The organism is Paenibacillus lutimineralis (genome assembly GCF_003991425.1).
Classification (GTDB): Bacteria; Bacillota; Bacilli; order Paenibacillales; family Paenibacillaceae; genus Fontibacillus; species Fontibacillus lutimineralis.
Map to the genome: position 1 here is coordinate 839,080 of NZ_CP034346.1, position 26,858 is coordinate 865,937.

Here is a 26,858-nt window from a genome sequence, read left to right on the forward strand (position 1 = left end):
AACCTAAATTTAAATTGTTGGTTAACAATTGGAGGAGAGGATGACGAAACAAATGAATCATTCTTCAGGTAATGGAGTATTCAAAGCATTTACAACGATTGAAATTGTACTTATGGCGATGTTGGCGGCAGCTAACGGGGTGATGACGACTTTCCTGTCACCGCTTAACCAGGCCTTAAATGGACTGGGAGGACCGATAGCGACGTCTACAATTACAGGATTATATATGATTTATGGCCTGCTTGCTTATTACATCATTCGCAAACCGGGAACGGCGGTCATTACCTATGGTATTGGAGCGGTCGTTCAGTCCTTCATGGGATCGGCATATGGTATCGCTTCCTGCTTCGTAGCTGCAGCATGTTATATGGTGATTGCCGAGCTCGTATTCGCAGCGTTTCGGTATAAGAAATGGAATCTGCCTGTACTTATGCTGGCAGGGGGAGCTATGGTTCCAATCTGGTTCTTCTTCGCGGCTAGGATGTTCGGCTATATGGCATGGGGAACGGACGTGCTATTCATTGCCCTTGGAGTTCGTATTCTGAGCGGCATCGTGATGTGTGGGATGCTGGCCAAGCTGCTGGGCGATGTACTGAACCGTAGCGGTCTGTTGCGACGGTTCGCTGTTAGCAGTGGAAGAAGAGCAAATCAATGAATTCTCCTGCAGAAGCATTGACTTACCCGCTTGAACTGCGTGATGTCACCTATGCCTATACGGAGGATGCCAAGCCGGTACTGCGAGAGATTTCGTTCCTTGTGGAACCTGGAGAATGGGTACATGTAACAGGAGACAGCGGCAGCGGCAAGTCTACTTTGGCGCAGTTGCTCTGCGGATATTTGCCCCGAACTGGAGGAGGATTCCGCAGCGGAAAGTTATCTGTAAATGAAGTAGATCCGGCGGAAGAAGGGGCAATACGTGAGGTTGCCGAGCGAATCGGTGTCGTATTCCAGGATCCGGATGCCCAGCTAGTACAAGGGCGCGTAGAAGATGAAGTCGCCTTCGGGCCGGAAAATATGTGTTGTGACCTATCTGAAATAGAACGCAGGGTTGTGGAGTCACTGGCTGAGGTTGATCTTAGCGATTATCGCATGGCTAACGTGCATAATTTATCTGGAGGCCAGCGTCAACGTGCAGCCATCGCCGCCGTGCTGTCCATGGAGACGCCCATTCTCGTTCTTGATGAGCCTGCGGCAAGTCTGGATGCTGCTGCGAAGGAACGTCTGCTCCTGCTGCTGGACAAGCTGCAGGGGCAAGGCCGTACCATCGTGACCCTTAGCGGAAGGATCGATGAATTCGCAGCAGCGGCAGGAAGACTGATCGTGCTGGAGCACGGGAACATCATCCTGGATGGGCCGAGCGAGCACTTGCTTGAGCAGAAGAGAATGAGTCTAGTCAAGCTGGGCCTCCTGCCTGATCGGATACAGATTGGGCTTGGGGGAGATACCTCGTCAACACTAGAGGCTGAAGCTGAGGCTGAGGTTCATTTCCCAATCGCCCCTTCCATTAAGCCACTATTGGAGATCAAAGATCTGTCCTATGCCTATGATCTGAACAAGGGGAATGTTTTGAAGAATATTAGTCTGTCTCTGAACGCAGGGGAGTGGAAGCTCTTATGCGGTGAGAACGGATCGGGCAAGACGACATTGTCGCGCCTATTCATGGGCCTGCTTGATCCACCAAAAGGGAAAGTGTGGTGGCAGGAACAGGATATCGCTCGCTTATCCTTACCGGAGATTGCGCAGGATATCGGTTATGTCTTTCAACAGCCAGAGCATCAGTTCGTGGCTAATACGGTGCTTGAAGAACTTCTCTTCGGTCCTCGCGCGGTTCAAGGACTCGGTCCTCGCGAACGGACACCGGAGCCGATGCTGGAGCAGGCCAAGGCGCTGCTTGCCATTGCAGGACTTCAAGGCAGGGAGCATATATCCCCTTATATGCTTAGCGGGGGAGAGAAGCGGCTGCTAAGTGTAGCCGCAGCAATGATCGTGCCTAAGAAGCTGTATATTCTCGATGAGCCGACAGCAGGTATAGATTTACACGGTGCGGCCAAGCTGGGCGCTCTGTGCCGGGAGGCCGTCGCCTTTGGAGCGGCACTGGTCATGATTACCCACGAGCCGGAATTGTTCGCAGGGGAGAAGGCATCTATTTGGCGAATGAACCAGGGAAGTCTAAAGACGGGAGACTCATTATTTCGTAACTAGAGCAAATCGATATAGGTCAAATAAAAGAATGAATCAACGAACAAGCAGATGAGGCAAGCTATGCCTATATATTCTGCTTGTTCGTCTTTTCTTTTAATAGGGGGTCATTTATAATTTAATGATGCATGTCTAGACAGAGAGAGAGGAAGAAAAAGAGTGAGCGCAACATTAAAACGCAATTATATATTAGCCGGGCTGTTATTATCTACATTTCTGGCTGCGATTGAAGGGACAGTCATCGGTCCAGCAGGGCCGAGAATCGTCGGAGATATTGGTGGTGTGGAACTGCTGAGCTGGGTATTTACCGCTTATTTGCTGACGATGTCGGTAGCGACCCCGATCTTTGGGAAAATCAGTGATTTATATGGGCGTAAGCTCGTATTTATAATCGGATCGGTTCTGTTTCTGGCGGGATCGATGCTGTCCGGCTTTGCTTCAGGCATGGAGCAACTCATTATTTTCCGGGCGATTCAAGGGATCGGCGCTGGTGGTCTGCTTCCGGTTACCTTTACCATCATCGGGGATATCTATTCTATAGAGGAGCGTGCTAAGGTTCAGGGGATGATCAGCTCGGTCTGGGGCATCTCGTCGCTCGTTGGTCCGCTGCTCGGAGGATATGTCGTAGATTCTCTGGATTGGCGCTGGATCTTTTATTTTAATCTGCCATTCGGTCTGATCTCTTTATTTATGATCATTCGCTATTTCAAAGAAGAGGTCAAGAGACGGGATGTGAAGATCGACTATGCCGGAGCGATTACCTTTACCATTGGGGTAACTGCGCTGCTGTTCGGTCTGGCGACCGGGGGACAGCAATGGGAGTGGAACTCGCCGCTCTTGCTCGGTATTTTTGCGGTATCGGTTATATCGCTTGTCATTTTCTTTATTGTGGAGCAAAAAGTGGAGGAGCCGCTGCTTCCGCTCAAGCTGTTTAAGATCAAGGATATTGCTTACTCCAACATCGCGAGTGTGCTCGGAAGTGCTCTGTTAATTGGCTTGACTTCTTATCTGCCGCTCTATGTACAAGGCGTGCTTGGCAAGAATGCTACAATCTCCGGGCTTGTGCTCGCGCCGATGTCGATCGGCTGGATGCTCGGTTCGGTGCTGGGCAGCCGTTGGATCATTAGCCGAGGAATACGCAGCACTTCGTTAATCGGTATGCTGATTATTGCTGCTGGTGCCGTCGGTTTAGCCTTTGTTCACGAAGGATCACCCATGTTTATGATGTTAATATTTAATGCACTGTATGGAATAGGTTTCGGCTTTTCTTTTACTGTATTTACAATCATCGCGCAGTCCTCGGTAGGTTACAGCCTGCGGGGAGCGTCAACCGCTCTGAATTCATTTGTAAAATCGATCGGGCAGACGATTGGCGTTGCTGTATTTGGCGTATTGATCAATTTGCAAATTGCCGCACGAACGGCCAAAGGTACATCCACGGGAGCAGAGGTCACGCAGGAGGATATTAACAATTTGCTCTCGCCGGAGAAGGTCCATCTTCTGCCGCAGCAATTATGGAGCGAACTGAAGCATGTATTGGGCGATAGTCTGCATATTCTGTTCATTGTGATGGCCGTTATCTCCGTTATTGGCGTCTTCTCCGTCCTGGGACTTCGCAACCAGGCGCCGGAAGCTAAGGAGGAATAAAACATCGCGCTTCTCCGCACCTTATATGGTAAGGGGAGGTGTTATGGATGTTAGAGGAATTCAATGTAGATCAGAATACATTAGTCCATGCCTGGCAACAGCAGCTTCCGGAATTTCTGGATCCGGGGGATTCGGCCAAGGTGCTCGCCGATGAGAGTGACCCTCAAGGGTTTAGGGTTCATATTAATGCGGCGGGCCACCAGTTCTATTCCTTCGATTTTTATTGTTCTTATATGGATCCCCGGGAAGTCAAGGTGGAACTGGTCGATGTAGAGAAGGACGGACAGACGGTGAATGAGCAGAATGAACGTCTTCAGGAGATGACCGGCGACTATGTGCGCCATCTTCACGAATGTGCTCAAGCTCTGCACCGGATCACGAATCCATCTTGAGGAAAGCGAGGCAAGTAAGATGGCTAAAGGTAATGGTCGAGACAAAAATCTCGGCAACGTGGCTGATGACTTGCAGCAATCAGCGGTGAACAGCCACAGTGCGCAGCAGACGCAACAAAAAGCGAATGATCGCCGCCACCGGGATGTACACAACTACCATAAAGAGACGGAGATGGATCCGTCGCATTAATGTATGGCAAAGAAGGCTGTCCTAAATCGGACAGCCTTCTTTGTGATGAATATGTGAAATGAAGAACAATTATTTACGTGCCAAAGGAGCTAATTTCTCCGCTTCACGCCCCATTTTCTTCAACAATTCAATCATGGTCTGTTTCTCTTCCTCGCTCAGACCGCTTAGCGCATGGTCGATTCGATCAGAGAAGTCAGGGTACAACCGATCCATCAGCTCTTTACCCAAAGGAGTCAACTCGGCAAAAATTACGCGACGATCCCGCGGGCAAGGGCTCCGGTGCAAATATCCGGCAGATTCCAGTTTATCGATGACATAAGTAACATTGCCGCTTTGGAGCAGCAGTTTGGCACCTATTTGTTGGATCGGTTGCGGGCCTTTGTAATAGAGGACTTCCATAACAGCGAATGCAGTAGGGTTAAAGCCCTGAATTTTGCTTCCTGTTACGGCATGCTCGTTGACGCTCTTGAAGGACTTCGAAAATACGCGATAAAGATGCAGTGACAAATCGGTCCCGCGTTCCTCAGTTTTCAACATTTATCATCCCGCCTTGTTCTATTATTTAATGAGCTAAAAATTGTTTGGAATAATGCTATCTTAGATCAAGCCCATATTAAAAAAAATATAATTTATCACAATTTTCGGTATTTATTTTTAAAGATTGTGTCTTAGCCCCGTTCGTTGTCCTCCCTGGACCTGATCAAAAATCCTTCCTCAGTTGGCGATCAATCTCATCCTGGAGGCGGATGGTGTATCGCGCTTAGCGGGGTCGGTACCTTGCTGGCTGCGGGATTGAATGGACTCTCCTCGAAGCTTTCCATTTCTCCCCTGCTGAAGATGGGAGTTGGCGGGATGCTACTGGGTATTGTATTCGTTATTGCCGGAGCGTTCGCAATATTCGGAACCTTTAATCAATTCGGCATCATCGTCATGCTGGTTCTATTCGTGCTTGCCGGGCTTGGTGCAGGAATGGCGTTCATTCCATTTCAGGTCATGCTGCAGCAGCGTACCCCGGAGGCACTGATTGGAAGAGTGTTCGGAACGGTGACGAGCGTGACTTCAACAGCAGCGTTGATCGGTCCGGTTGTAGGAGGTTATCTGGTCACGACGTTCGGTCCGCAGATTGCTTTTATCATATCCGGCAGCTTGGTCGCTCTGATTGGTTGTGTTCTGCTCGGATTCAAATCAGCAATATTGAAGCGGGATGGAGTCGATCAAAGCACGGAAGTGCTGGCTAGGAACAACATTGTGTTGGAGGAAATGAAGTAAGAGATATGAATGAAGCCTGCCTATACTGTCACCAATCTTGACGGTATAGGCTTATTTTACTTAATGAGGAGAGTTTTGAATCAGGTATTGAAAACGGTTTATTAATGTGATACGATCTTATCGAGATAATAAATTATCATCCTAATAAAAAATATGCAAGTCCTGAACGGAAGGAGATAATATGATGGAGAACGAGAATCGGAGGTTTTTAGAGAAGTACTTTCCGGTGGCCTCCTTCATTGCGGCAATCATTGGACCTAAATGCGAGGTTGTCGTACATGATATTAGCGATCCTGAGCACTCTATTATCTTTATTGAGAACGGATACATCAGCGGTCGCAAGGTGGGGGACGCTTCTACCGACCTCGTATTGAAAATTCTTAAATCCGAAGCGTATCACGAGGAACAATTTATCGCTAACTATAAAGCCTCGGGCAAATTTGGACAGAGCTTCCGCTCGTCGACCTACTTTATTAAGAATGACAGCAATGAACTGGTTGGTCTTTTATGCTTGAATATCGATGTTACCCATATGGAAGTAGCCGCCGAATGGGTTCAGCATATTTTGCAGGGAGGGCCTAATCCCTATATAACGCCCCCGGCGGATGAAGCGCCGAAGGAAGAGAAGCAGGCGACAGAATATTTGCAAGGCAATGCGGATGATCTGTTGCAGCACATGATCTTATCCGTAGTTGGCAAAATTACGATACCGCCGGACCGCTTGTCGCCGCAGGAGAAGATTGAAATCGTACGCGAGCTGAATGAGCTTGGAGTCTTCTTGTTGAAGGGCGGCGTCTCCCAGGTAGCAGTTGCATTATCGATATCGGAGCCTACAGTTTATCGTTATCTTCAGAAGCTGAAATAACATTATATACAAGAGGGTGGCATCATCATGAGTTATAACTTCGATCAAGTCGCTAGCAGGTTTGACACAAATAGCGCCAAATGGGATGGGGCGGCCGACACTCTGGGCAGAGATGTAATCGTTCTCTCTGTCGCGGATATGGATCTACAAGCACCGCCCAAGGTTGTTGACAAGGTTGCTTCAATGGCGCGTCATGGAATATACGGATACACCGATCCGCGCCCTCCCTACTATGCTGCGGTTCAGCATTGGCTAGAGAGAGCCTATGACTGGAGCGTGCCGGAAGATTGGATCGTGTTCTGCCCACGGATTGTACAAGCTGTATCGATCATCATTGAGCGTTTTTCGGAGCCGGGCGATCGTATTCTGATGCATACTCCGGCTTATCAACCGATTGCCAATGCAGTGGAAATTAATGACAGAGAGCTTGTGCAGAGTCCGATGCTGCTCAGAGACGGCAAATATGAGATCGACTTCGATGATATGGAGCGTCAGATGAAGGATGGAATCAAGATTGTCCTGCTTGTTTCGCCGCATAATCCGACCGGACGCGTATGGACGAAGCAAGAGCTGGAGCGGATCGCTGAGCTGTGCATCCGTTATGACGCACTTATCGTATCAGATGATATTCACGCCGACTTCATACACGAAGAACATGAGCATACGATCATTGCCAAATTGTCACAGCAGGTGGCGGAGCGCTCAATAATATGTACCTCACCAGGCAAAACCTTTAATCTGGCCAGCCTGGAGATCGCCAATATTGTAATCCCCAACGAAAAAATACGGGAACGCTTCCGCCAGGGATTAAGACAGGCGGGCATTCACAATCCGACCTTCTTCGCCGTACCTGCCCTGGAGGTCGCGTATACGGAGTGCGATGATTGGCTTGATGAACTTCGCTCATATATTAAGGAGAATATTGCTTATACCGAAGCGTTCTTCACTGAGCACATGCCTGAATTGAAGATCATTAAGGCGGAAGGTACTTTTCTCTTATGGGTAGACTGTTCGGCTTATAGCAGAAATGAAAGCGATTTAATCGAATGGATTCAGAATCAAAGCAGGGTTAGTGTCAGCTTCGGCACCTCATTCGGAGCCGATGGAGAAGGATTTATAAGGCTAAATTTGGGCGCGCCAAGAGCGCTGCTTCAGGAAGCCTTCGAACGAATGGCAAATAATTATCCTCTTCATCATTCGTCATAATCAATTATTACATCAGTAGGGGGAACACATCATGGCTAAGCCCATCAAGGAAAAGACAATCAAGCAACCCACTCTGTTTCTAGCTCTAGTCCCTATTATTACTATGATTCTGCTGCTCAGTCTAGGCTATATTCTATTCGAACTACCGCCTGAACCTTTGATTATCGCTTCAACCGTGGTTGCTGGAATTATTGCCATCAAGCTCGGCTATAGCTATGACGATATTATGGGCTCGATCGCGCAGAAGATTGCCAAGACGATGCCGGCAATTCTTATCCTGATTACGGTAGGCTTCATGATCGGAGCCTGGATGGTCGGCGGAACGATACCGATGATGATCTATTACGGTCTCAAAATCATCAATCCGCAGTTTTTGTTGATTACAGCGTTCGTCGTAACTTCTGTCGTATCTCTATGTACTGGCACATCCTGGGGTTCGGCAGGTACAATCGGGGTCGCCTTTATGGGTGTAGGAGCTGGGCTTGACGCGAATCTAGCGGCCGTTGCCGGCGCCGTCGTAGCCGGTGCATATTTCGGTGACAAGCTATCTCCATTGTCGGATACGACCAACCTGGCCGCACTATCCACGGGAGTCAATTTGTACGAACACATCGGCCATCTCCTGTATACGACGATTCCTTCATTTATCGTGGCGGCGATTGTCTATGTAATTACAGGGTTAAATACACATGGAGCAGGGGTCGCTATACCAGAGAAGGTCGTTACAATTATGGATACGTTAAGCACCGTGTTCCATTGGAATTTATTGCTACTACTTCCGATATTGATCGTATTGTACGGTTCAATCCGCAAGAAGCCTACGATTCCGGTGATGTTGATCTCCTCCCTTGTGGCGATGGCGAACGGACTTATCTTCCAAGGTTTCTCCCTGCATGATGTTATCAGTGCAGTAATCAATGGCTTTGACATCGCGATGATTAAGGTTCAAGGCTTCGATGCGGCAGTTGTCATTCCGGATATTCCGCGGCTGCTCAACCGTGGAGGCATGAACTCTATGATGGGAACGCTGCTTATCTGCTTCTGTGCCATTACCTTTGCCGGAACGATCTCGTTAACGAAGTCGCTTGAACTGATTGTTAACAAGATTCTCAAGCATGTTCGTTCCACAGGTTCGCTCATCCTGGCTTCGATCGCTACCGGAATTACGATGATCGGGGTAACCAGTAACGGTCAAGTATCGATCCTGATGCCTGGCGAAATGCTGCGTGAAGCATATATCCGCCGCGGATTGCACCCTAAAAACCTGGGGCGGACGATCGAGGATTCGGCATCCATTATTGAGCCTATTCTGCCTTGGACAGCGGCTGGTGCTTATATGGCGGGGACGCTCGGCGTTGCGACGCTCTCCTATCTGCCTTGGGCAATGCTATGTTGGACAGGAATTATCTTCGCTGTGATCTGGGGCTTCACCGGCTTTGGTATTGCCAAGCTGACACCTGAACAGCAGCGCGAGATGCTGAAGGAATATGATGAGATCGATACAGTTAAATAACAACTCATTTAAAAAAACTTGGCAGCATAGAGCATCATTTTGTAAAATTTAATATAGAATGCGCAGAATCATGCGCTAATTAAGGAGAGAACCCATATGACACAACAAGAGAGAAAAACAATCGCTACCCCTGAGGCGCCAGGTGCAATCGGACCATATTCCCAAGCAGTTCAATTCGGCAACCTGCTGATCACTTCAGGACAGCTTGGCATGAATACCGCCGGTGAATTTCCGCCAACCGCTGCGGAGCAGACAAGACAATCTTTGTCCAACGTAAAGGCGATCCTGGAAGCGGCGGGCTATGGTATGGAGCATGTAATTAAGACAACCGTATTCCTGCATGATATGAATGATTTTCAGGCAGTAAATGAAGTTTACGCGACATTCTTCACGGAGCCGTATCCGGCACGGAGCGCCGTACAGGTTGCTAAGCTGCCGAAGAACGGACTTGTAGAAATCGAAGTTATCGCCATAAAATAATATATAATGAAGAAGGCCTCTGGAATCCCGGAGGCCTTTTATTCTGGCGTTATGAATGCGGGTTCTGGTTCAGAAGCTGGCAGTCCATGAAACGAAGGCAAGGTTATGGGCGTATAATCTATAAAAACAGGCAACCTTTAATTTTATTAAACAGGGTGGGGATCAATAGTGGCGGATACTTTGCTCGAGGTAAATATTGAAGAGGCTGGATATGACGGTAATCATTCTACGATTGAACAAGTCGAATTTGCGGTCAAATCCGGTCAGCTCACGGGCTTGATCGGCCCCAACGGGGCGGGCAAAAGCACCACGATTAAGGCTATTATGGGATTGCTCACAGAAGTGAAGGGAACCATTAGCTTTACGAAAGCAGGGAACCATTATGCATACATACCGGAGCAGCCGGTCTACTACGAGACGTTAACGCTCTGGGAGCATCTAAGTCTCGCCTCGGCGGTCTATGGGGTTGACGAGACGGTGTTGGAGAGAGAAGGAAACGCGCTGTTGGAACGGTTCCGTATGACTGAAGTCAAACATCATCTGCCAGACGGCTTCTCCAAAGGCATGCGGCAGAAGATGATGCTGATGATCGGTTTTCTGATTCGTCCCGATATCTATATTGTAGACGAGCCCTTTGTCGGGCTGGATCCCAGAGCTACAAGGGACTTCCTCGCGCTGCTTGAGGAAGAACGGCGCCGCGGTGCAGGCGTGCTAATGTGTACGCATGTGCTTGATACGGCTGAGCGAATATGTGATGACTTCGTTCTTCTATCGAACGGAAGGATCGTGGTGAGCGGGGAATTGGGTGATATCCGCCGCGCGGCCTCCTTGCCAGAGGGAACACTGTTCGATTGCTTCAATGCCTTGACTTAAGATACCGTGACTGGGAGAAGATTGATTTGAGGAGATGGGGACTATGAACAAAATAAGCTCATCCACTCGAGCCGGATCGTTGTTCAGAAGACGCTGGCTTGACTATATTCGCCATCAAACCGGTGTACTGCGTACGGCTTTTGATGGAGTGGTTCTATTATATATCGGTATTCCGGGACTTTTACTGCTTGGGAGAGTTTATTATGGTTTATGGCAGGACGTGTTGCCGAGCTGGCTGACTGGTTTGCCGTTCCAAGCTGTGCCTGTGGCATTAATCCTCCTGACACTGCTGCTAGGCGGACTCGTCTTGTATATTGAAGCGGCTGATGTTCTATTTCTGAAGCAGCATCCTAAATGGGTGCGGGAGATTATGCTGCGTGCCACCTCACTGGCGCTGGTGCAACGGCTGGTCGTCATTCTACTCGAAGCAGTCTTGCTGCTGCCCCTGTTATGGCGTGTTTACGGGATGGGGAGCAAAGAAATAATTATTCTATTTGTACTTACATATACCATGAATGCTGTATACCTACTTTTATCCAATCTGCTCGCTGTTGTATTCACGGGCCTCAGACGAACCCTCTTGGGGGTTGGTGGTACCGGATCGCTCTTAGCAAGCTATATTATCGGTGTGCTGTGTATAGAATTACGGCCTGAGATTAGCGTTATTATACTGCTGTGTTACATTCTGGTCTCCGTCTGGTTGATTGGACGAAGAGTATCGCTCCAGGGGCGGTTTGAGAGGGCTATCCGTGAGGAGGAACGGCAACGGACGAAGCTGACCGGAATGATTCTGCAGCCATCTGTTGAACGGCCCGTTAAGACAAGGCCACGTCCGTGGCTGTTCCGCCGTAGCGGACATCTTATCCGTCAACGGCAGGTACACGATCGCGTTACGGAGGCAGCGGTTAAGTCCTTCTTCCGCGGCCGCGAAGTTCTATTATATGTGCAATTCACGATATACGGATTTACGGCTGTATTCTTGCCACCTTACCCAGTCAATCTATTGGTATATATCGGCCTGATCCTGTTATTGTTCCAATGGATGAATTCGCAGCGACGTGCTTTCTATCAGGTAAAATTACTGGCCATATTACCGAAGGACGAGAATTTGGAATTTATATGTGCGCCCAAGACAATGAGGCTGCTGTTATTTCCAGCGATTCTCGTCATTACGGCAGGGCTTTGCATGAATCTGTTCACGCCTGGATGGGGGCTGCTGGCAGCCATTCCACTGGGCCCAGCCGTATCCTTGCTGGCTGTACCTGTTCTATGGCGTTTCTTCTCCATGAGCTCAAGGCGCAGAAAAGTGTAAGAATATGTGTTCAAAAGACCGGTTTTCAGCACCGAGAAGGTTGGATGAAGCTAGGGCCTGAGGAGCGGGGCCCCTCAGTGGCCTTGCGCCAGCAGGCCGGCATGGTGCCCAGCGGTGTACCCGGTGGCGAAAGCAGCCGTTATATTATATCCACCGGTATAGCCATGGATATCGAGCACCTCACCACAGAAGAACAGTCCTGGCATAAGCTTGGATTCCATCGTCTGCGGGCTGACCTCCTTAAGATGAACTCCTCCGCCAGTGACGAAGGCTTCTTCAAAGGGACGGGTACCTGTGACCAGGATACTGAAGCTTTTTAGGACAGCTGTAAATTCAAGCCAAGGTTCCTTAGGCAAGTGTTCATAGGTCGTCTCCCCGGAAAGACCGGCTCGTTCAAACAGAATGGGAAGCAGCCGCTCTGGAATCGTACCTTTGAGCACATTTTTTAGCGTTTTTTTAGGTTCATCCGTGAGGAGTCCGCGTAAATAGGCATCCAATCCGGCTTGAGACATCTCGGGGAACAGATCAAGCGCAAGCTTCACCTCGCTGCTGCCGCTCTTTCGCTTGACGCCGCGGATGAAGCCGCTGCAGCGCAGGGCGATTGGCCCGGACAAGCCGAAGTGGGTGAAGATCATATCGCCTTGATGCGCGACGACCGCTTTGCCTTTAGCATTAAGCACCGAGAGCTTCACATTACGTAGCGACAACCCTTGCAGGCTTCGATCCGTAATAAAAGGCTCTTTGGAGACGATGGGTACCTCGGTCGGATATAATTCAGTAATCGTATGGCCTGCCGCGGTAGCCCATGGATAGCCATCCCCCGTTGAACCGGTATGCGGGACAGATTTTCCGCCGGTAGCTATAATTACGCATTTGGCTTCTATTTGTTCACCCGTTGTGAGCTTGACCCCCTGAACCCCGTTCTCCACGAACATTACCTCTTGAACCGGATGATGTGTAAGAAGCTTTACTCCTAATGATCTGGCCTTGCCGACCAGTGCATCGACGACGGTCTTAGCCTTATCCGATACAGGGAACATCCGTCCGTTGTCTTCTTCCTTCAGTGCAATTCCCAAATTCTCAAAGAAGGCGATGATGTCACGATTGCTGAACAAGGAGAAGGCGCTGTAGAGAAATCTTCCGCCCCCAGGAATGTACTGAATCAATTCATCAATTTCCTTGACATTCGTCACGTTGCAGCGACCACCACCAGAGATGCCTAGCTTTCTCCCGAGCTTATCTCCTTTATCGACCAGGGCAACGGAAGCACCCTGTTTCACAGCGGCAATCGATGCCATAAGCCCTGAGGGGCCTCCTCCAATTACGATTACTTCATATTTGCTCATCTATTTTTCCTTTCTTTTTGCCAAGGTTGTTCAAAAAGTTCGCTTTTGATACTCCTCTTATTTGCAGTATTCCAACAATAATTTATAGGATATCATATATTATAGACATTCTAAAAAGGGGTTAGTGTTTATCTGAAATAAGAATTATTGTAAAACTTTGTCGGCTATGCTTTAATCAATGATAGATTGGTATTCTTCCGCCTGAGGAGGGAGAAGATGGTTGAATTCAGGGAGATTCTACTGCAATTCCTGATCGCTTGTCTGCCTGCTTTTTTGTTCCCACTTCTGTATGAGAAAACTTCTAGAATTCCTCAGCCCAATGGCCGCCAAGCTTATCAGACGGCTTACTCCATGGGATTGACATATACATGCACCTTCAGCATGCTGCTATGCTCATTATTCCCTAGCTATGTATGGAATGGGATCCCGATTAACTTCGGGATATTGCCGCTCTTCGCGCTCATGCTGTACGGCAAACTGAGGGAAGGGATCATCCTTGCCGTTCTGTATTTACTGCTCTATCCGCTCTATGCCGTAAGGTTTACGGTTCTGGAGTTTCTGCTTGAGACAGGGGTGTTCCTCTATCCCTTTGTACTATTAAACGCTAATTATTTCAAGAGAATTGGCCGCCGCGGCAAAGTGGCTGTATTAACGGTTATCTTTGCTATCGGAGAGATGGTTATCACCGTATCACCCTATATTATAGAAGAAACAAAGGTTGAGCTTGGCGCGATCGTAACGATTATTGCCAATATTCTGGTATCCGTACTGGCTGGAAGCTTGTTCGTACATATAATAGAGACGACGATGGAGAAGGAGAAGCTGCGTGAGCAGGTCATGCATTTATCGAGGAAATATTTCCGTGAGGCGGAGACGCTACAGCAGATGATGGATGCTGCACCGCTAAGTATCACTCTGCTGGATCAAAAAGGGAGAATTGTGTCCGTTAACGATGCATTTCTTCAATTTTACCGTCTAAGCCGTCCCAGTGGGACCCGTGATGACTTGATCCGAAAGGAGATGGAGAAGGTCATGCAGGGCCTCGATTTTGAAATCATCGCCTCCCGGGCAGAGCAGACGCTGGAGGGGAACGTCAAAACATCGGAAATCTTGCAAAGCGCTGACCGCGTCTTCTACGCGACCACCTCCCCAATTACGAAGATGCATACAAATGAGAACATCGGGGCCGTCATTATCGTACAGGATATAACTGAGCTGGAGGCGCTGCGGATGGAATTAAATCATGTGGAGCGTCTTGGTCTGGTTGGTCAAATGGCAGCGAGTATTACGCATGAAATCAGAAATCCGATGGCCGTCGTTCGCGGTTTTCTGCAATTGATGCGGGAGAAAAGCCCGGCTTCATTAGAGCATTATTACCGCATTGTGATGGAGGAGTTGGACCGGGCTAACGGAATAATTAATGACTTCCTATCACTTGCTCAGAATCGGGTTGTCAAGATGGAACTGTATAGATTGCATGAGATCATCTCGGAGCTGACTCCTCTATTGTGGGCGGATGCCAACCTGCGGGGGCAGAGCATTGAGGTGCGCCTCGACGAGAACGCGCCGCTTCTTATGCTTAATCATAAAGAGATCAAGCAGCTCATTCTCAACCTTGGTCGCAATGCCATGGAGGCGATGGGAGAGAAGGGCAAATTAACGCTGGAAATGAAGCTTCAGCCAGATGGCGTTGAACTGTATGTTACGGATACGGGTCCAGGAATTCCAACTGCACAGAAGGAGAGACTGTTCGAACCATTCTTCACGACGAAGAGCAAGGGGACAGGCCTGGGTCTGTCGCTATGCCTAAGCATTATGGAGCGGCATGGCGGAAGAATCAACGTTGAATCGGAAGAAGGGTTGGGAACGACATTTATCGTGTTTTTCCCATTTGTTTCCGAACGGATCGAGGCTTAGGCTTTATAGTAGTTGTTGCTTTCCTGATGGCGAAATGTATAATTAATTATAGTTTGAAGTGATATTAATCATATTAACAATACAGTAGGTCATGAGGAGTGAAGATAAATGTCAATGTCATATGATCAATATATGAGAGAAATGATTCAACCAATGCGTGATGAGCTGACAACCTTGGGTATTAAGGAGCTTAGAACTCCTGAGGAAGTAGAAGCAGCATTGCCAACAGCTACAGGAACTGCGCTGGTTGTAGTGAACTCGGTGTGTGGTTGTGCAGCTGGACAATGCCGTCCGGGTGTAGCCCAAGCTCTGCAGAATGAGCTGCTTCCAGATCAGTTGTTCACCGTATTTGCTGGTCAAGATAAGGAAGCGACTGCCAAAGCGCGGGAATACTTTGCGCCTTACGCTCCGTCTTCGCCATCCATCGCCCTGATGAAAGATGGGGAGCTTGTACATTTTATCGAGCGTCATCAGATCGAGGATCGTTCCGCAGCAGAGATCGCTGCTGATTTGACGAGTGCGTTCGATCGTTTTTGCAAATAAGTAATCAGCGATAGTAATGCTTCAATCCGTCCCTCGGTCCGGTAGCCCGGTACTACGCAGGGGCGGATTTTTACATGTTCTATCGGCTGGAGATTGAGATCGCTTTGTAAAGAAGAAAGCAGTTCTTCCGCTGCGTTAAGGCAGGTGAAGAACTGCTTTTCTATAAGATAGTAAGGATTATGCTTGACGGCCAGCGGCTGGCTGAACAGGGATGTAAATGTCCATCACCTTATCTGTCTCGCCCCAGCAGCGTTCGTCGTACCATTCGAAATCGGGCGCATAGGCTTGCTCGTACCCGGAGGTAGGGAACCAATCGCGGAAGATTGCCCCCCATGTCTCTTGGATGGCTGTGCTGAATTGCTCATGATCCGCAGGAGGCGTGGTGAAGATCGCGTAAGTTGCTTCAGGGATAAAGTACTCGACTAATCCTTCCGGTACGGCGGTTTCGTTATCTGCTTCAAAGCCGATAATATAACGGAAGGAGCCGTCTTCATCGATGGCGGTGCATACGCCAAGCTCGACATTAGGATTTTTCTTGCCGGGAACGCGCTCTCTCCATTGCTCGCGCATATAGTCCTGCCAAAATACAGGTATTTCCTTATGATTCTGGCCATCAATCGTTGACGTAGCCAGCGAGAAGCCAATAATTCTCATTGCGGGCAATGTCTCAATACGGTGTTGCATACGATAATCACTCCAATTCAATGTAATAGATTCTTCCGACAGCAGGGGGACTGCTCTTGGAACGACAAAAGGTGGAAAGCCTTGCTTACGGCAGTCTGAAGGCAATATGCCGTACATTTTGCGGAACGCACGGGTGAAGGTCTCATGAGAACCGAAGCCGCATTCGATCGCAATATCCAGCACTTTACGGTCCGTATAGGCCAGCAGTTCAGCGGCATTGGACAGGCGCCGTTTGCGAATATAATTCGATACGGTTTCGCCCATAAAATACTGGAAGGTGCGGTGGAAATGGTACTCCGAGTAAAACATCGCTTGGGCGATTCCTTTTAAGCTAAGATCTTGTTCCAGATGTTCCTCGATATAGTCGATACTTTGTAAGACAAGGTTGTGATTGTTCATGAACTTCCTCCAGACCGGTCTATGTTCTAAGTATAGAATAGGACGGATTGAGCCTCTTGACGTTTCTTGCTCTTGAACGCAAAACGGATGAGTGTGTACGAGTTTACAAGTTTATCCTTGGATTATAGCATGATAATTTTCACCAGGCTTTCCTTCATAATGGCTTCCCTGTACAATGTGGGTAGTCCAAGCAAGGATGTACGTTGGAATCATGGAATTTTATCTCTAACATCCGGTTGGAGGTTTTGTATGTAGCCCGAGTACGGCTATAGAGGACAGGCAATGATTGGTATGAAATCAGGCAGATGAGGAAGAAGGGAACCCTGTTGATATATGGAGTCGGCCATGATGTGGTTGAAATCGAACGAATCAGACAGATGCTGGACAGTAGTGCCGGAGACAAGTTCGCTTGGCGGATACTGACATCTGCTGAATATGAACTGCCGGGCAGGGTTAAGCGCCCTGCTGAATTTCTTGCCGGCCGCTTTGCGGCCAAAGAAGCGGTCAGTAAAGCTTTTGGCTGCGGGATTGGCAAGACGCTTGGATTTAAGGATATCGAGGTTGTGCCGGATGCAAACGGCAAGCCGTCGGTATATTTGCAGCCTGAGGCTTGGGAACGTCTCGGATTATCTGCTCCAGATCGTTATGTGGTGCATATCAGCATTACGCATGAGCGCCAACTGGCCTCCGCCTTCGCCGTGGTGGAGAGAATGAGTTAATACGGCGGTTTATCAGAGGGGGAGGATCAATACAATTATGCAGGAAAGCAAGGAGAGTAAGCTGTATTTCAGCAAGGAATTGTTGGGCTGGTATGAGACAGCGAAGCGCGATCTCCCATGGAGGCGCCATCGCAATCCTTATTATATATGGGTCTCGGAAATTATGCTGCAGCAGACAAGGGTTGACACGGTGATCCCGTATTTTCAGCGCTTTATTGAGCGATTTCCCACGATCCAGGCTCTGGCGGAGGCGCCGGAGGAAGATGTATTGAAATGCTGGGAGGGGCTTGGCTATTATTCGCGGGCTCGTAATTTGCAGGCAGCAGCCCAGCAGGTGATGGAACGTCACGGCGGTATCGTACCGGATAACAAGAAAGATGTATCGGCCCTGAAGGGGGTCGGCCCTTATACTTCGGGAGCTATCCTTAGCATCGCCTACAATCAGCCGGAACCGGCGGTGGATGGCAATGTTATGCGCGTTCTGTCGCGGTATTTCCTGATCGAAGAAGATATTATGAAGACCGGTACGCGAACGCTGATGGAGGATCTGGCGACCGAGCTGATTCCTCTGGGTCGCGCCGGTGACTTTAATCAGGCGCTGATGGAGCTCGGCGCTCTGATCTGTACCCCCAAATCACCGCAGTGTCTGATCTGCCCGGTGATGGTGCATTGCGCCGGCCGCCTGGAAGGGGCGGAGGACCGCCTACCGGTGAAGAGCAAGGCGAAGCCGCCGCGGCCGGAGTACCGGCTCGTCGCCCTGGTCGAGGGCGACGGAGAGCAGTCCGGGCGCGTGCTCGTCCGCCGGCGCCCAGATTCGGGGCTGCTCGCCCGAATGTGGGAGCTGCCCCACATCCCAGCAGCGGCGGAGCCCGGTGAGGGGGCCGGCCTGCCGGACGGCCCGGCGATGGACAGGCTCGCTGCTGTACTAGGCGGTGCGGGCGTACTGGCCGCGCCGCAGGGAGCCCTGATGGAAGCGGAGCATACGTTCAGTCATATTCATTGGAATATGCGCGTCTTCCGCTTCCAGCAGGTGGATGGCCGTGGCGGCGAGCGAACGGCCGTGGCTGAGTCCGCTTCCGCATATGAAGCGAACGGTGATGTGGCAGGTCCGAACACAGGCCATGACTCGGTTGAATATCGCTGGATTACGAAGGAGGATATGGGAGAACTGGCTTTTCCTAATGTTTTTATTCGCATCCTGAATCAATACTTCTCTATGAAATAAGGCTGGCGCAGAGCTAATCTGCCGCCGCTTATGACAAGAAGCAGTCTAGGCAGGACATTCGATGAATGTCTTCGGCCGAGGCTGCTTCTTGTTATGACTGAGCGTATTCATTAATTGCTGCAAATATTGTTGTAAGTTGAAACTTCCTTAGTCGCCAATCATGCGATTTTCGACACTTTTCATCGTATTCTGCTGATCTGGCTCGCGGTGCTGCTCCGGACTTGTCTGGCCTGAATCGACAGGCGTATCGCCGCTGACACTACGGGCGAAGTTGGTGAACTGCGCTTTATGCTGATCCTGTTTATGTTTGGCTTTAAGCAGCTCCTTTGGATCATTGCTAAGGTTCGAATGGTTATTGTCCATTGATTATTTCCTCCATCCATTGTGTGATTGGGTGAGATATATGGTTAAGCTGCCGGTTCGTTCATTAGTATGTGTTATTTGCCAAAAAATTAAAGATGACTTACAAATTCATTAAGCCAATGATGCTTTTTCTTTGAATTTGAACAAAAATGGTTTCATTCAGAGGTATAATAGACTTTGTAAGTAGAGTGTTAAAATGAGAGAGTGAATCATTAAACTAGCAGATTGAAACAGTTTCATTTCCGGTAATGGAAATAAATGATGGCAAAATTAATGTAAACGCTTAATATAAAGCGCTTTCAGAAGAAAAATGGTGTATTTCCACGATAAATATGCTTTAATGGACAAAGAGACTATTTTTTCTCGTTTTTTGTCTGGATTTGAATTGTTTCAGTTTTGTAAAAATGGGAGGACATTTTTACATAATCTATCTTGCGAAAAGAAAAGGGAGATCATAGCATGCGTATTCGTTCCTTTCAGTTGAGTGATGCTAATCAAGTGATGGAGCTTTTGCAAGTGGCCTTATCGGAAGATTGTTGTGAAGACACAAAGCGGGCATTTGCCAGGCAATTGTCTTGGGACTCAGACTTAATTGTAATTGCTGAAGTGGACGAGGAAATCGTTGGTGCATTGATCGGTACAATCGACAATAATGTAGGTTGTATCTACCGCACGGTTGTTCATCCAGAATATCGTCATCAAGGTATAGCAACCGGACTTGTGAATGGGATGGAGCAACGCTTCAAACAGCGCAAGGTTAGCAAGATTGTGATTGCCGGAGACGAACATAATAAAGCAATCGCACCTTTGTATGAGACCTTAGGGTACGGCGCCAGTAAATTTTTGGAGGCGTTCCAGAAGCTTAGCATTGCTGCTGTTCAATCCTTGTCAGGATCATAGGAATTTATGCATTTTTTGATTTTTTTATAAAGAATATCCAATATTGATATTTTTAGGCATGTCTGGCTACCCGTTGCAAAAGGGAACCGGATATGCTTTTCTATTATATAGGGATTTTATACAGCTTAGAAATCAAGGGGCATTCGGCTTTGTCTGCAGGCCCAGGGTGCTGCCCAGAGCTGGAGGTAGAAGAGTGAAGGAAATTTCGATATATACGGATGGTGCCTGTTCGGGCAATCCCGGCCCAGGGGGATGGGGCGCCATTCTTTTATATAAAGGGCATCGCAAAGAGCTGTCCGGCGGCGAGAAGCTGACCACGAATAATCGGATGGAGATCCAGGCTGTGATCTCGGCGCTTACCGAGCTGAAGGAGCCATGTCAGGCGAAGGTGTACAGTGATTCTGCCTATGTAGTCAATTGCTTCCAGCAAGGCTGGATACGCGGCTGGCTGAGGAATGGTTGGAAGAACAGCAAGAATCAGCCGACCCAGAACAAGGATCTATGGCAGGAGCTATGGCGCTTAATGGGCATCCATCAGGTCGAGTACATCAAGGTTAAGGGACATAGCGATAATGAATTGAACAATCATTGTGATTTTCTTGCCCGTGAAGCAATCAAACGCTTATCTTAATGAACAGACATCAAGGAGGGACAAGCATGGAGCTGAAGACAAGTGCCAATATTACAGATAGAGCGGTATGGGACAAGCTGAAGCGAGAAATCGTCGAAGCTGCTCCATCGCTTGGAATTGATGATATCGGGTTTGCTACCGCGGACCCGTTTTTGTCGTTGAAGTCGGTTCTGCTTGACCGTCGGGCCAAGGGCTATGAATCGGGCTTCGAGGAGCCTGATATTGATAAGAGGGTCTACCCCGAGCTAACGCTGGAGCAGCCAGCTTCTCTGATCTCCATCGCGGTGGCTTACCCGTCCAAGCTGGACAATCCGCCGAAGTCGGAGCCGGGACAGCGTAGGGGTATTCTTGCCCGGTCGGCATGGGGGGAAGATTATCATCTGGTGCTGCGCAGAGCGATGGCCAAGCTGGAGGAATTCATCCGTGAGCGTGTGCCAGATGTCCGTCTGGAGAGCATGGTGGATACAGGTGCTCTGGTGGACCGTGCTGTTGCTGAGCGAGCGGGCATCGGGTTCAAAGCTAAGAATTGTGCGATTATCTCGCCCAAATGGGGATCATGGATCTACTTAGGCGACATGATTACGAATATTCCTTTCGTGCCGGACACGCCGGTAACAGAGGATTGCGGTGAGTGTACGAAATGCATTGACGCTTGTCCGACAGGAGCGCTGGTCGGTCCCGGGGTGCTAAACGCCAAACGATGCATTTCTTTTCTGACGCAGACCAAGGGGTTCCTGGAAGAGGAGTTCATGGTGAAGATCGGCAATCGCTTGTATGGCTGCGATACTTGTCAGATCGTCTGTCCGAAGAATAGGGGGAAATCATGGAACCATCGGCCTGAGCTGCAGCCTGATCCAGAGACGGTGAAGCCGCTGCTGTTGCCGATTCTCGATCTGAGCAACCGGGAGTTCAAGGAGCGATTCGGAAGCAGTGCAGCCGCATGGCGCGGCAAGAAGCCGATTCAGAGGAATGCACTGATCGGGCTTGGCAACTTCAAGGATCGCACTGCGGTACCGAAGATTGTAGAGGTAATGCTTAAGGATCCGCGCCCTGTCATAAGGGGGACAGCGGCTTGGGCTTTGAGTCGCATAGGTGGTCAGGAAGCATTGGAAGGTGTGCGGCGCGCGCTTGCTGTTGAACAGGATGAGGAAGTCATCCAGCGGCTTCATCGTGCCGAGCAGAAGTTGCAGGAGCCGGAGGGAGTTAATCTCAATTGATTTGTGCTTAAAGTCGGCGGGTCGTTGACCGATATTTCTTTATGAGGGTTAAGTAAATTAAAGATATAGTCAGCGACAATATGGAACGGCTACCGAGGGGGATAATCATGAGATTTATAAGTGTTGAGGACATTGAGCCCGGACAGATACTAGGAAGAACCGTATATTCCGCGAATGGAACAGTGCTGCTGTCGGAGGATATTCAGCTTACGGTTTATATGATCAATACTTTGAAACGGGTTGGTGTCACTATGCTATACATCAAGGATCCCGGATTCGAGGATATTGAAATAGAGGATGTACTTAGTGAGCCAACGAAGCAGGCTATGTTCAGGGATATGAGCGAGACAATGGAAGCGATTCGATCCGGTAAGGACTGGAGTCCACGCAAGATAGGCGTCGCTGTGGACTCACTTCTGACAGATGTTCTGAACAATAAAGAGGTGATGATCCAGCTTACCGATATTCGCACTAATGATAATGCTGGATATATGCATGGGGTGAATGTCGCTTTGCTGTCAACCATGATCGGTCTGAATTTAGGCCTGAATTACTCACAATTGAAGGATCTAGCTATTGGTGCGCTGCTTCACGATATTGGGAAATCTGTACCTTTGCCGGAAGGGGCAGATGTGGAGAGCATGAAGAATCATCATACCTGGCGTGGATTTGAGATATTGAAGAACAAGCGTGATTTTAATCTGATGATTGCCCATACGGCACTGCAGCATCATGAGCGCCTGAATGGTAGCGGACTGCCGCGTGGTCTGGATGAAAGCCATATTCATCTGTATCCGAAAATTGTAGCTGTCGCCAATATGTACGATAATCTGATCGCTGGTAGCGAAGGGAGCGGAGGTCGTCCGCTGCTCCCCCATGAGGCTTGTGAAAGACTGATGGCTTGCTCTGAGCAAGAGCTGGATCATGATGCGCTTGTGGAGTTCACGAGGATTGTGTCCGTCTATCCCAACGGCTCATCGGTACGGCTGTCCACGAAGGAGATCGGCGTCGTTGTTCGTCAGCATCGAGGTCTGCCGGGCAGGCCGGTCATTCGCATCGTTCACGGAACGAATGAAGCGATGGAAGTGAAGGAAGTGGACCTTGCTACAGAGACTACCACTTTTATTGAAGCGGTTTTGGCTTGAATACTGCAGTGGCGGAATGCTATTATATGTTGAGTAACTCTAGTTATGCATGAGGTACATGATGAAATTTGAAGATTGGGTACGGGGGGAGTCCAGGAGTGAATATTGTAATTCCTATTATTACTTTAATCGTTGGTTTGATCGGCGGCTTTGCGATCGGCGTCTTCTATCTGAAGAACCAGCTTTCGAAGATGCAGAATGATCCGCAAATGCTACAAAAGATGGCCAAGCAGATGGGCTACAATCTGAATAACAAGCAGATGCAGCGCGCGCAGCAAATGATGAAGAACCAGCCGCCGGCTGTAACTGGGAAGAAGAAAAAGAAGTAGAACAAACGGCCCCAGGCCTAGCAATACAGTGACGCAGTAACTCAGCAACTCAGTATCTCTACGGGTCAGTGAAGTTGAAATATTGTATTTTTACTTGACCCGTAGGATCGGGGTAAGCTAGAGCCATTTACATCTAGTCTACCGAGGGCTAACAAGGCTTGAGTCAATGCGCATTAAGCATTTAGTTGATTGGATTGAAAGGAGGAGGCGCTAAATGTCAGGATTAAAGGATTATGTAAATACGCATGTTGGTGAGAATCGGGAAAAGGTTGAATACCATGTTCGTGAAATTTTGAAGCTAATTGGTGAAGATGTTGAGCGGGAAGGGCTTATTGAGACACCGGCCCGTGTCGCCCGAATGTATGAGGAGATCTTTGCGGGGTATGAGATAGATCCTCGCGATGTACTGGGAGTAACCTTCGAAGAGGATCATGAGGAACTGGTCATCGTCAAAGATATCGTATATTTCAGTCAATGTGAGCACCACATGGCGCCTTTCTTCGGCAAGGCACATATAGGTTATATTCCAAGTGGGAGAATTGCTGGACTTAGTAAGTTAGCCCGGCTGGTGGAAGCGGTGACCCGTAGACTGCAGGTTCAGGAGCGGATTACTTCGCAAATTGCCGACATCTTGGAAGAAGTACTTGAACCGCAAGGTGTGATCGTTGTCGTCGAGGGCGAGCATATGTGTATGTGTGCCCGCGGTGTGAAGAAGCCAGGCAGCAAGACGATCACTTCGGCGGTAAGAGGTACCTTCCGTACCGATGCTGCTTCTAGAGCAGAGTTTTTATCTCTAATTAAAGAATAATAGATTTTGGTAATCAATCCTTCAGTATATCCGTCCGACAGCGAATGAACGCTGCTGGAACGGTATGCTGGAGGATTTTTTGTATTTTTGAGGAGCCTACATAATCTATAGCAATGAAAAAAAGGCAGCCGCTAGAAGGGCTGCCATTTCAATTTCTTCGCTTGCTCGAACCGCTTGGCGACCGCTGGCCAGTAGACGACATTCCACCAATCCTCGATATATTTGGGACGTTCATTCTGATGCTTCAGATAGTAGGCATGCTCCCATACGTCCAGAACGAGCAGCGGAACGACATCCCATTGGGTCAGATTCTGATGCTTCTCGGCTGTGAGTATCTCCAATCGGTGGCTGCGTGGGCTCCAGACTAGGATCGCCCAACCGCCGCCTTCCACCTTCTCGGCTGCCTTCGAGAATTGATTCTTGAAGGCATCATAGCTGCCAAAATCACGCTTGATATATTCTAACAGCTCTCCTTCTGGTCTGCCGCCACCATTTGGATTCATACTATCCCAGAAGATCGTATGCAGATAATGTCCGGCACCATTGAAGGCGAGTTCCCGTTCCCAATGCTTTACGAGATCGAAATTGCCTGATTTCCGTGCATCCTGCAACTTTTTCTCGGCTGTATTCAGACCGTCTACATAGGATTTGTGATGGATATCGTGGTGGATGCGCATTGTCTTCTCATCGATATGAGGTTCCAGAGCATTATAAGCGTAGGGTAGCGGCGGTAACGTATGTTTGCCAATTGGGACGGGACGGTCTTTATCGCTTGGCGGATCAGCGGGATTAGCCGGATGTGCTTGATTAGGCGAGATCATTGGGTTAGCGGAATTCACCAGGTTGCCATCACTTTGTTCCTTGCGGATATCAGAAGAGACGGCAGCTTCGGATACGCTGGCAGTAACATCATTGTTTTCTTTGTCGTCATGGTTAGGGTTATTTTCTGGAGAAATAGAGATGTCCGCTTGTAGATTTTGCTCATTAGCGTGAATTTCAGGTCTGGGGCCAGCCGTATACTCTGCTGAGGAGTAGGGATCGTTGGGAGATTTATTGTCCATCATATGAGCGGGATGGTGTGGGGCATTTAGGCTTTGGGCCTTCAGCAGGTAATGTTCCGATTCTTGGATGACGTGTCGTAGTAAGGCCTGTGCATGTGGGTTGGACTGTACAGCAGCACTGTGATCGAGAATATAGTGTAGCTGCCTGATGAACTCATTCGATTGGCGGCAGGAGACATCAAGCAGCTTCTCGACCTCTTTCAAGAAATGGGGGTATGAGGTAGCATTGGTGTTGCTCAAAGCATGATGCAATAGACGGCTTGCTTCCTCCTCCGTCCCTCGGAATACACAGTTCCATTCGTCAAGTAGTTTGACGTATTCCGGTTCCAGTCCAGGAATAGCCGCTTTAATTAATTGCGTGTTCCTGGCTTCCTGGCGCTTCCAGCAGTAGATCTCTTCCAGAATACGCACAGGCAGATAGGGGCCATAAATGGATAGCATTCATTAACCTCCTCGGTCGTATGTCGTTATACTTAGTGTATTACCGAGGCAGGTTGGCCTATACTATAAAATCCTACGGATTGGACATAGAGTAGTAGTTCAAAAGAGCCGAAAACCGGCCTTTTTGGACATGTACTAAGGGTTGCTGGAGCCCATAGAGGCTTCAACACGACCAAGGAAGCTTGAGACAAGACGCAAGTACTCCTTCGGATGCTCGCGGAAAATCAACTCATGATGAGAATCTTTGACGATCCATACATCTGAAATGGGGTTCGTCTGGTTCTCGGCTAATTGTTCAGCGATCGGGTAAGGAGCCTTATCGTCTTTGGTGCCGTGTACGAACAGAATTGGGAACGGATAGTCCTCCGTCTTGACCGCTTGATACGGGATTTGCCGCAGACTTGTACCATTCAGCACGGGCAGCAGCAGCCCGATAATCTCCAGAGAAGGATGGCGTGGTAAATCGATATGCTGTCGAATGTTATGATACATCGTATCTGGCTCAAGCAGGAAAGTGCTATCCAGTATCATGGCATCGATATCTTTGCTATAAAGTGCAGCCTGCAGCGCTGTACCGGCTCCCATGGAGAAGCCCCAGACGATGAGCTCATCGCCTCCATGCTGCTTGGCATATTGGATTGCTCCTAGCAGCTGCTGGGCTTCTTTTTTTCCACCAGTCGCAACTTCTTTGCTGCCCCCAGCGGCAAATCCATAATCGAACATAAGGACATTAAAATTCAAACGATGGGCATAGTGGGCGAGATCGTACATCGGAATCCAGCTCTCCTCCCGATTCGCGCCATAGCCGTGACTGAACACAATTGTCTTACGTGAAGAATCCGCAGGTATATACCAGCCTTGCATCATCCGGCTGCCATCCGCAGCGGGGAAGGAGATATTGTAGTAATCCAGATTCTTGGCGAGCTTCGGGTTGGAGTATAGTGGGGCCACTGTCGGATTGGACAACACCCAAGCGATGAACCCGTGCAGAGCAACAAAGCAGAAGATTAGGAAGAAGATAATGGACAGTAACAGAGCGACGATAATATTCTTAAGACTAATCCGTTTCGATTTATACACGGAAGAGTCGGGGCTGATCCAATCAGGCTGCAGAGGAAGATCGTTGCGATTTGATAATTTCATGGATGCTCCTCCTCATCTAAGAATAAATTTTTAATTATTAT

27 protein-coding genes and 1 pseudogene are annotated in these 26,858 nt (G+C 48.8%); 22 read left to right on the top strand and 6 right to left on the bottom strand.

Annotated features, from left to right (window positions below; all coding sequences use genetic code 11):
* Positions 1-40: 40 nt before the first annotated feature.
* The 5 genes from EI981_RS03570 (at position 41) to EI981_RS29185 (ending at position 4,428) form a co-directional block, all read left to right on the top strand.
* Positions 41-655 (top strand): ECF transporter S component, encoded by a 615-nt coding sequence (locus tag EI981_RS03570; protein WP_227011674.1) that lies wholly within the window; start codon positions 41-43, stop codon positions 653-655.
* Complete coding sequence (locus tag EI981_RS03575; protein ID WP_126995522.1) at positions 652-2,202, top strand: ABC transporter ATP-binding protein; 1,551 nt, start codon at positions 652-654, stop codon at positions 2,200-2,202. Before EI981_RS03570 ends, EI981_RS03575 begins: the two co-directional genes overlap by 4 nt.
* A 156-nt stretch (positions 2,203-2,358) precedes the next feature.
* Positions 2,359-3,846: an MDR family MFS transporter gene (locus tag EI981_RS03580; RefSeq protein ID WP_126995524.1), complete on the top strand. Its 1,488-nt coding sequence runs from the start codon at positions 2,359-2,361 to the stop codon at positions 3,844-3,846.
* A gap of 47 nt (positions 3,847-3,893) precedes the next feature.
* Entirely contained in the window at positions 3,894-4,238 is a 345-nt protein-coding gene (locus tag EI981_RS03585; RefSeq protein WP_126995526.1) for a hypothetical protein, read from the top strand.
* Positions 4,239-4,257: 19 nt separating this feature from the next.
* Positions 4,258-4,428: a hypothetical protein gene (locus EI981_RS29185; RefSeq protein ID WP_193556431.1), complete on the top strand. Its 171-nt coding sequence runs from the start codon at positions 4,258-4,260 to the stop codon at positions 4,426-4,428.
* 69 nt (positions 4,429-4,497) lie between these two features.
* On the opposite strand, the gene EI981_RS03590 is transcribed toward EI981_RS29185, so the two are convergent.
* Positions 4,498-4,965: a MarR family winged helix-turn-helix transcriptional regulator gene (locus EI981_RS03590; RefSeq protein WP_068779623.1), complete on the bottom strand. Its 468-nt coding sequence runs from the start codon at positions 4,963-4,965 to the stop codon at positions 4,498-4,500.
* 144 nt (positions 4,966-5,109) lie between these two features.
* Here EI981_RS03590 and EI981_RS03595 point away from each other — a divergent pair, with 144 nt between their 5' ends.
* The 7 genes from EI981_RS03595 (at position 5,110) to EI981_RS03625 (ending at position 11,946) form a co-directional block, all read left to right on the top strand.
* Complete coding sequence (locus EI981_RS03595) at positions 5,110-5,697, top strand: MFS transporter (protein ID WP_126995528.1); 588 nt, start codon at positions 5,110-5,112, stop codon at positions 5,695-5,697.
* Positions 5,698-5,881: 184 nt separating this feature from the next.
* On the top strand, positions 5,882-6,562 hold the full coding sequence (locus EI981_RS03600) for a helix-turn-helix transcriptional regulator (protein ID WP_127004310.1): 681 nt from the start codon (positions 5,882-5,884) through the stop codon (positions 6,560-6,562).
* A 27-nt stretch (positions 6,563-6,589) separates the two neighbouring features.
* Positions 6,590-7,768, top strand: a complete 1,179-nt coding sequence (locus tag EI981_RS03605; RefSeq protein WP_126995530.1) for a MalY/PatB family protein — start codon at positions 6,590-6,592, stop codon at positions 7,766-7,768.
* Between the two features lie 31 nt (positions 7,769-7,799).
* Positions 7,800-9,281 carry a Na+/H+ antiporter NhaC gene (gene nhaC, locus EI981_RS03610; RefSeq protein ID WP_126995532.1) on the top strand — a complete coding sequence of 494 codons (1,482 nt, stop codon included), beginning with the start codon at positions 7,800-7,802 and terminating at the stop codon, positions 9,279-9,281.
* A 96-nt stretch (positions 9,282-9,377) separates the two neighbouring features.
* A complete protein-coding gene (locus tag EI981_RS03615; RefSeq protein ID WP_126995534.1) occupies positions 9,378-9,761 on the top strand; it encodes a RidA family protein in 384 nt (127 codons plus the stop codon).
* Between the two features lie 168 nt (positions 9,762-9,929).
* Complete coding sequence (locus EI981_RS03620; protein ID WP_126995536.1) at positions 9,930-10,634, top strand: ABC transporter ATP-binding protein; 705 nt, start codon at positions 9,930-9,932, stop codon at positions 10,632-10,634.
* Between the two features lie 43 nt (positions 10,635-10,677).
* On the top strand, positions 10,678-11,946 hold the full coding sequence (locus EI981_RS03625; protein ID WP_162616070.1) for an ABC transporter permease: 1,269 nt from the start codon (positions 10,678-10,680) through the stop codon (positions 11,944-11,946).
* A 74-nt stretch (positions 11,947-12,020) separates the two neighbouring features.
* Here EI981_RS03625 and EI981_RS03630 read toward each other — a convergent pair whose 3' ends face one another.
* The gene (locus tag EI981_RS03630; protein WP_126995540.1) at positions 12,021-13,292 is read right to left on the bottom strand and encodes a BaiN/RdsA family NAD(P)/FAD-dependent oxidoreductase; all 1,272 of its coding nucleotides are present in this window, start codon (positions 13,290-13,292) and stop codon (positions 12,021-12,023) included.
* A 216-nt stretch (positions 13,293-13,508) separates the two neighbouring features.
* Here EI981_RS03630 and EI981_RS03635 point away from each other — a divergent pair, with 216 nt between their 5' ends.
* Positions 13,509-15,209: a two-component system sensor histidine kinase NtrB gene (locus EI981_RS03635; RefSeq protein ID WP_126995542.1), complete on the top strand. Its 1,701-nt coding sequence runs from the start codon at positions 13,509-13,511 to the stop codon at positions 15,207-15,209.
* Between the two features lie 108 nt (positions 15,210-15,317).
* Complete coding sequence (locus tag EI981_RS03640; RefSeq protein WP_126995544.1) at positions 15,318-15,752, top strand: BrxA/BrxB family bacilliredoxin; 435 nt, start codon at positions 15,318-15,320, stop codon at positions 15,750-15,752.
* Positions 15,753-15,929: 177 nt separating this feature from the next.
* On the opposite strand, the gene EI981_RS03645 is transcribed toward EI981_RS03640, so the two are convergent.
* On the bottom strand, positions 15,930-16,835 hold the full coding sequence (locus tag EI981_RS03645; RefSeq protein WP_126995546.1) for an AraC family transcriptional regulator: 906 nt from the start codon (positions 16,833-16,835) through the stop codon (positions 15,930-15,932).
* Between the two features lie 305 nt (positions 16,836-17,140).
* Between EI981_RS03645 and acpS the strand changes: the two genes are divergently transcribed.
* Both acpS and mutY read left to right on the top strand, forming a co-directional pair.
* Positions 17,141-17,554, top strand: coding sequence for a holo-ACP synthase (acpS, locus tag EI981_RS03650; RefSeq protein WP_335926310.1), 414 nt, complete (start codon positions 17,141-17,143; stop codon positions 17,552-17,554).
* A 37-nt stretch (positions 17,555-17,591) separates the two neighbouring features.
* Entirely contained in the window at positions 17,592-18,779 is a 1,188-nt protein-coding gene (gene mutY, locus EI981_RS03655; protein ID WP_193556432.1) for an A/G-specific adenine glycosylase, read from the top strand.
* Positions 18,780-18,926: 147 nt separating this feature from the next.
* Here mutY and EI981_RS03660 read toward each other — a convergent pair whose 3' ends face one another.
* Entirely contained in the window at positions 18,927-19,142 is a 216-nt protein-coding gene (locus tag EI981_RS03660; RefSeq protein ID WP_126995552.1) for a hypothetical protein, read from the bottom strand.
* Positions 19,143-19,601: 459 nt separating this feature from the next.
* Here EI981_RS03660 and EI981_RS03665 point away from each other — a divergent pair, with 459 nt between their 5' ends.
* From EI981_RS03665 to folE, 6 genes and pseudogenes are all read left to right on the top strand, one after another.
* Positions 19,602-20,042: a GNAT family N-acetyltransferase gene (locus EI981_RS03665; RefSeq protein ID WP_126995554.1), complete on the top strand. Its 441-nt coding sequence runs from the start codon at positions 19,602-19,604 to the stop codon at positions 20,040-20,042.
* 193 nt (positions 20,043-20,235) lie between these two features.
* Complete coding sequence (gene rnhA / locus EI981_RS03670) at positions 20,236-20,673, top strand: ribonuclease HI (RefSeq protein ID WP_126995556.1); 438 nt, start codon at positions 20,236-20,238, stop codon at positions 20,671-20,673.
* A 26-nt stretch (positions 20,674-20,699) separates the two neighbouring features.
* Positions 20,700-21,872, top strand: a pseudogene (gene queG / locus EI981_RS03675) (tRNA epoxyqueuosine(34) reductase QueG); the annotation flags it as partial.
* A 125-nt stretch (positions 21,873-21,997) separates the two neighbouring features.
* The gene (locus tag EI981_RS03680) at positions 21,998-23,035 is read left to right on the top strand and encodes an HD-GYP domain-containing protein (RefSeq protein ID WP_126995560.1); all 1,038 of its coding nucleotides are present in this window, start codon (positions 21,998-22,000) and stop codon (positions 23,033-23,035) included.
* A gap of 98 nt (positions 23,036-23,133) precedes the next feature.
* Positions 23,134-23,364, top strand: a complete 231-nt coding sequence (locus tag EI981_RS03685) for a YneF family protein (RefSeq protein WP_126995562.1) — start codon at positions 23,134-23,136, stop codon at positions 23,362-23,364.
* Positions 23,365-23,578: 214 nt separating this feature from the next.
* Positions 23,579-24,172 (top strand): GTP cyclohydrolase I FolE, encoded by a 594-nt coding sequence (gene folE / locus EI981_RS03690; protein ID WP_126995564.1) that lies wholly within the window; start codon positions 23,579-23,581, stop codon positions 24,170-24,172.
* 131 nt (positions 24,173-24,303) lie between these two features.
* Here folE and EI981_RS03695 read toward each other — a convergent pair whose 3' ends face one another.
* Positions 24,304-25,674 (bottom strand): Fe-Mn family superoxide dismutase, encoded by a 1,371-nt coding sequence (locus EI981_RS03695; RefSeq protein WP_126995566.1) that lies wholly within the window; start codon positions 25,672-25,674, stop codon positions 24,304-24,306.
* A 135-nt stretch (positions 25,675-25,809) separates the two neighbouring features.
* A complete protein-coding gene (locus EI981_RS03700; protein ID WP_126995568.1) occupies positions 25,810-26,817 on the bottom strand; it encodes an alpha/beta hydrolase in 1,008 nt (335 codons plus the stop codon).
* Between the last annotated feature and the right edge of the window lie 41 nt (positions 26,818-26,858).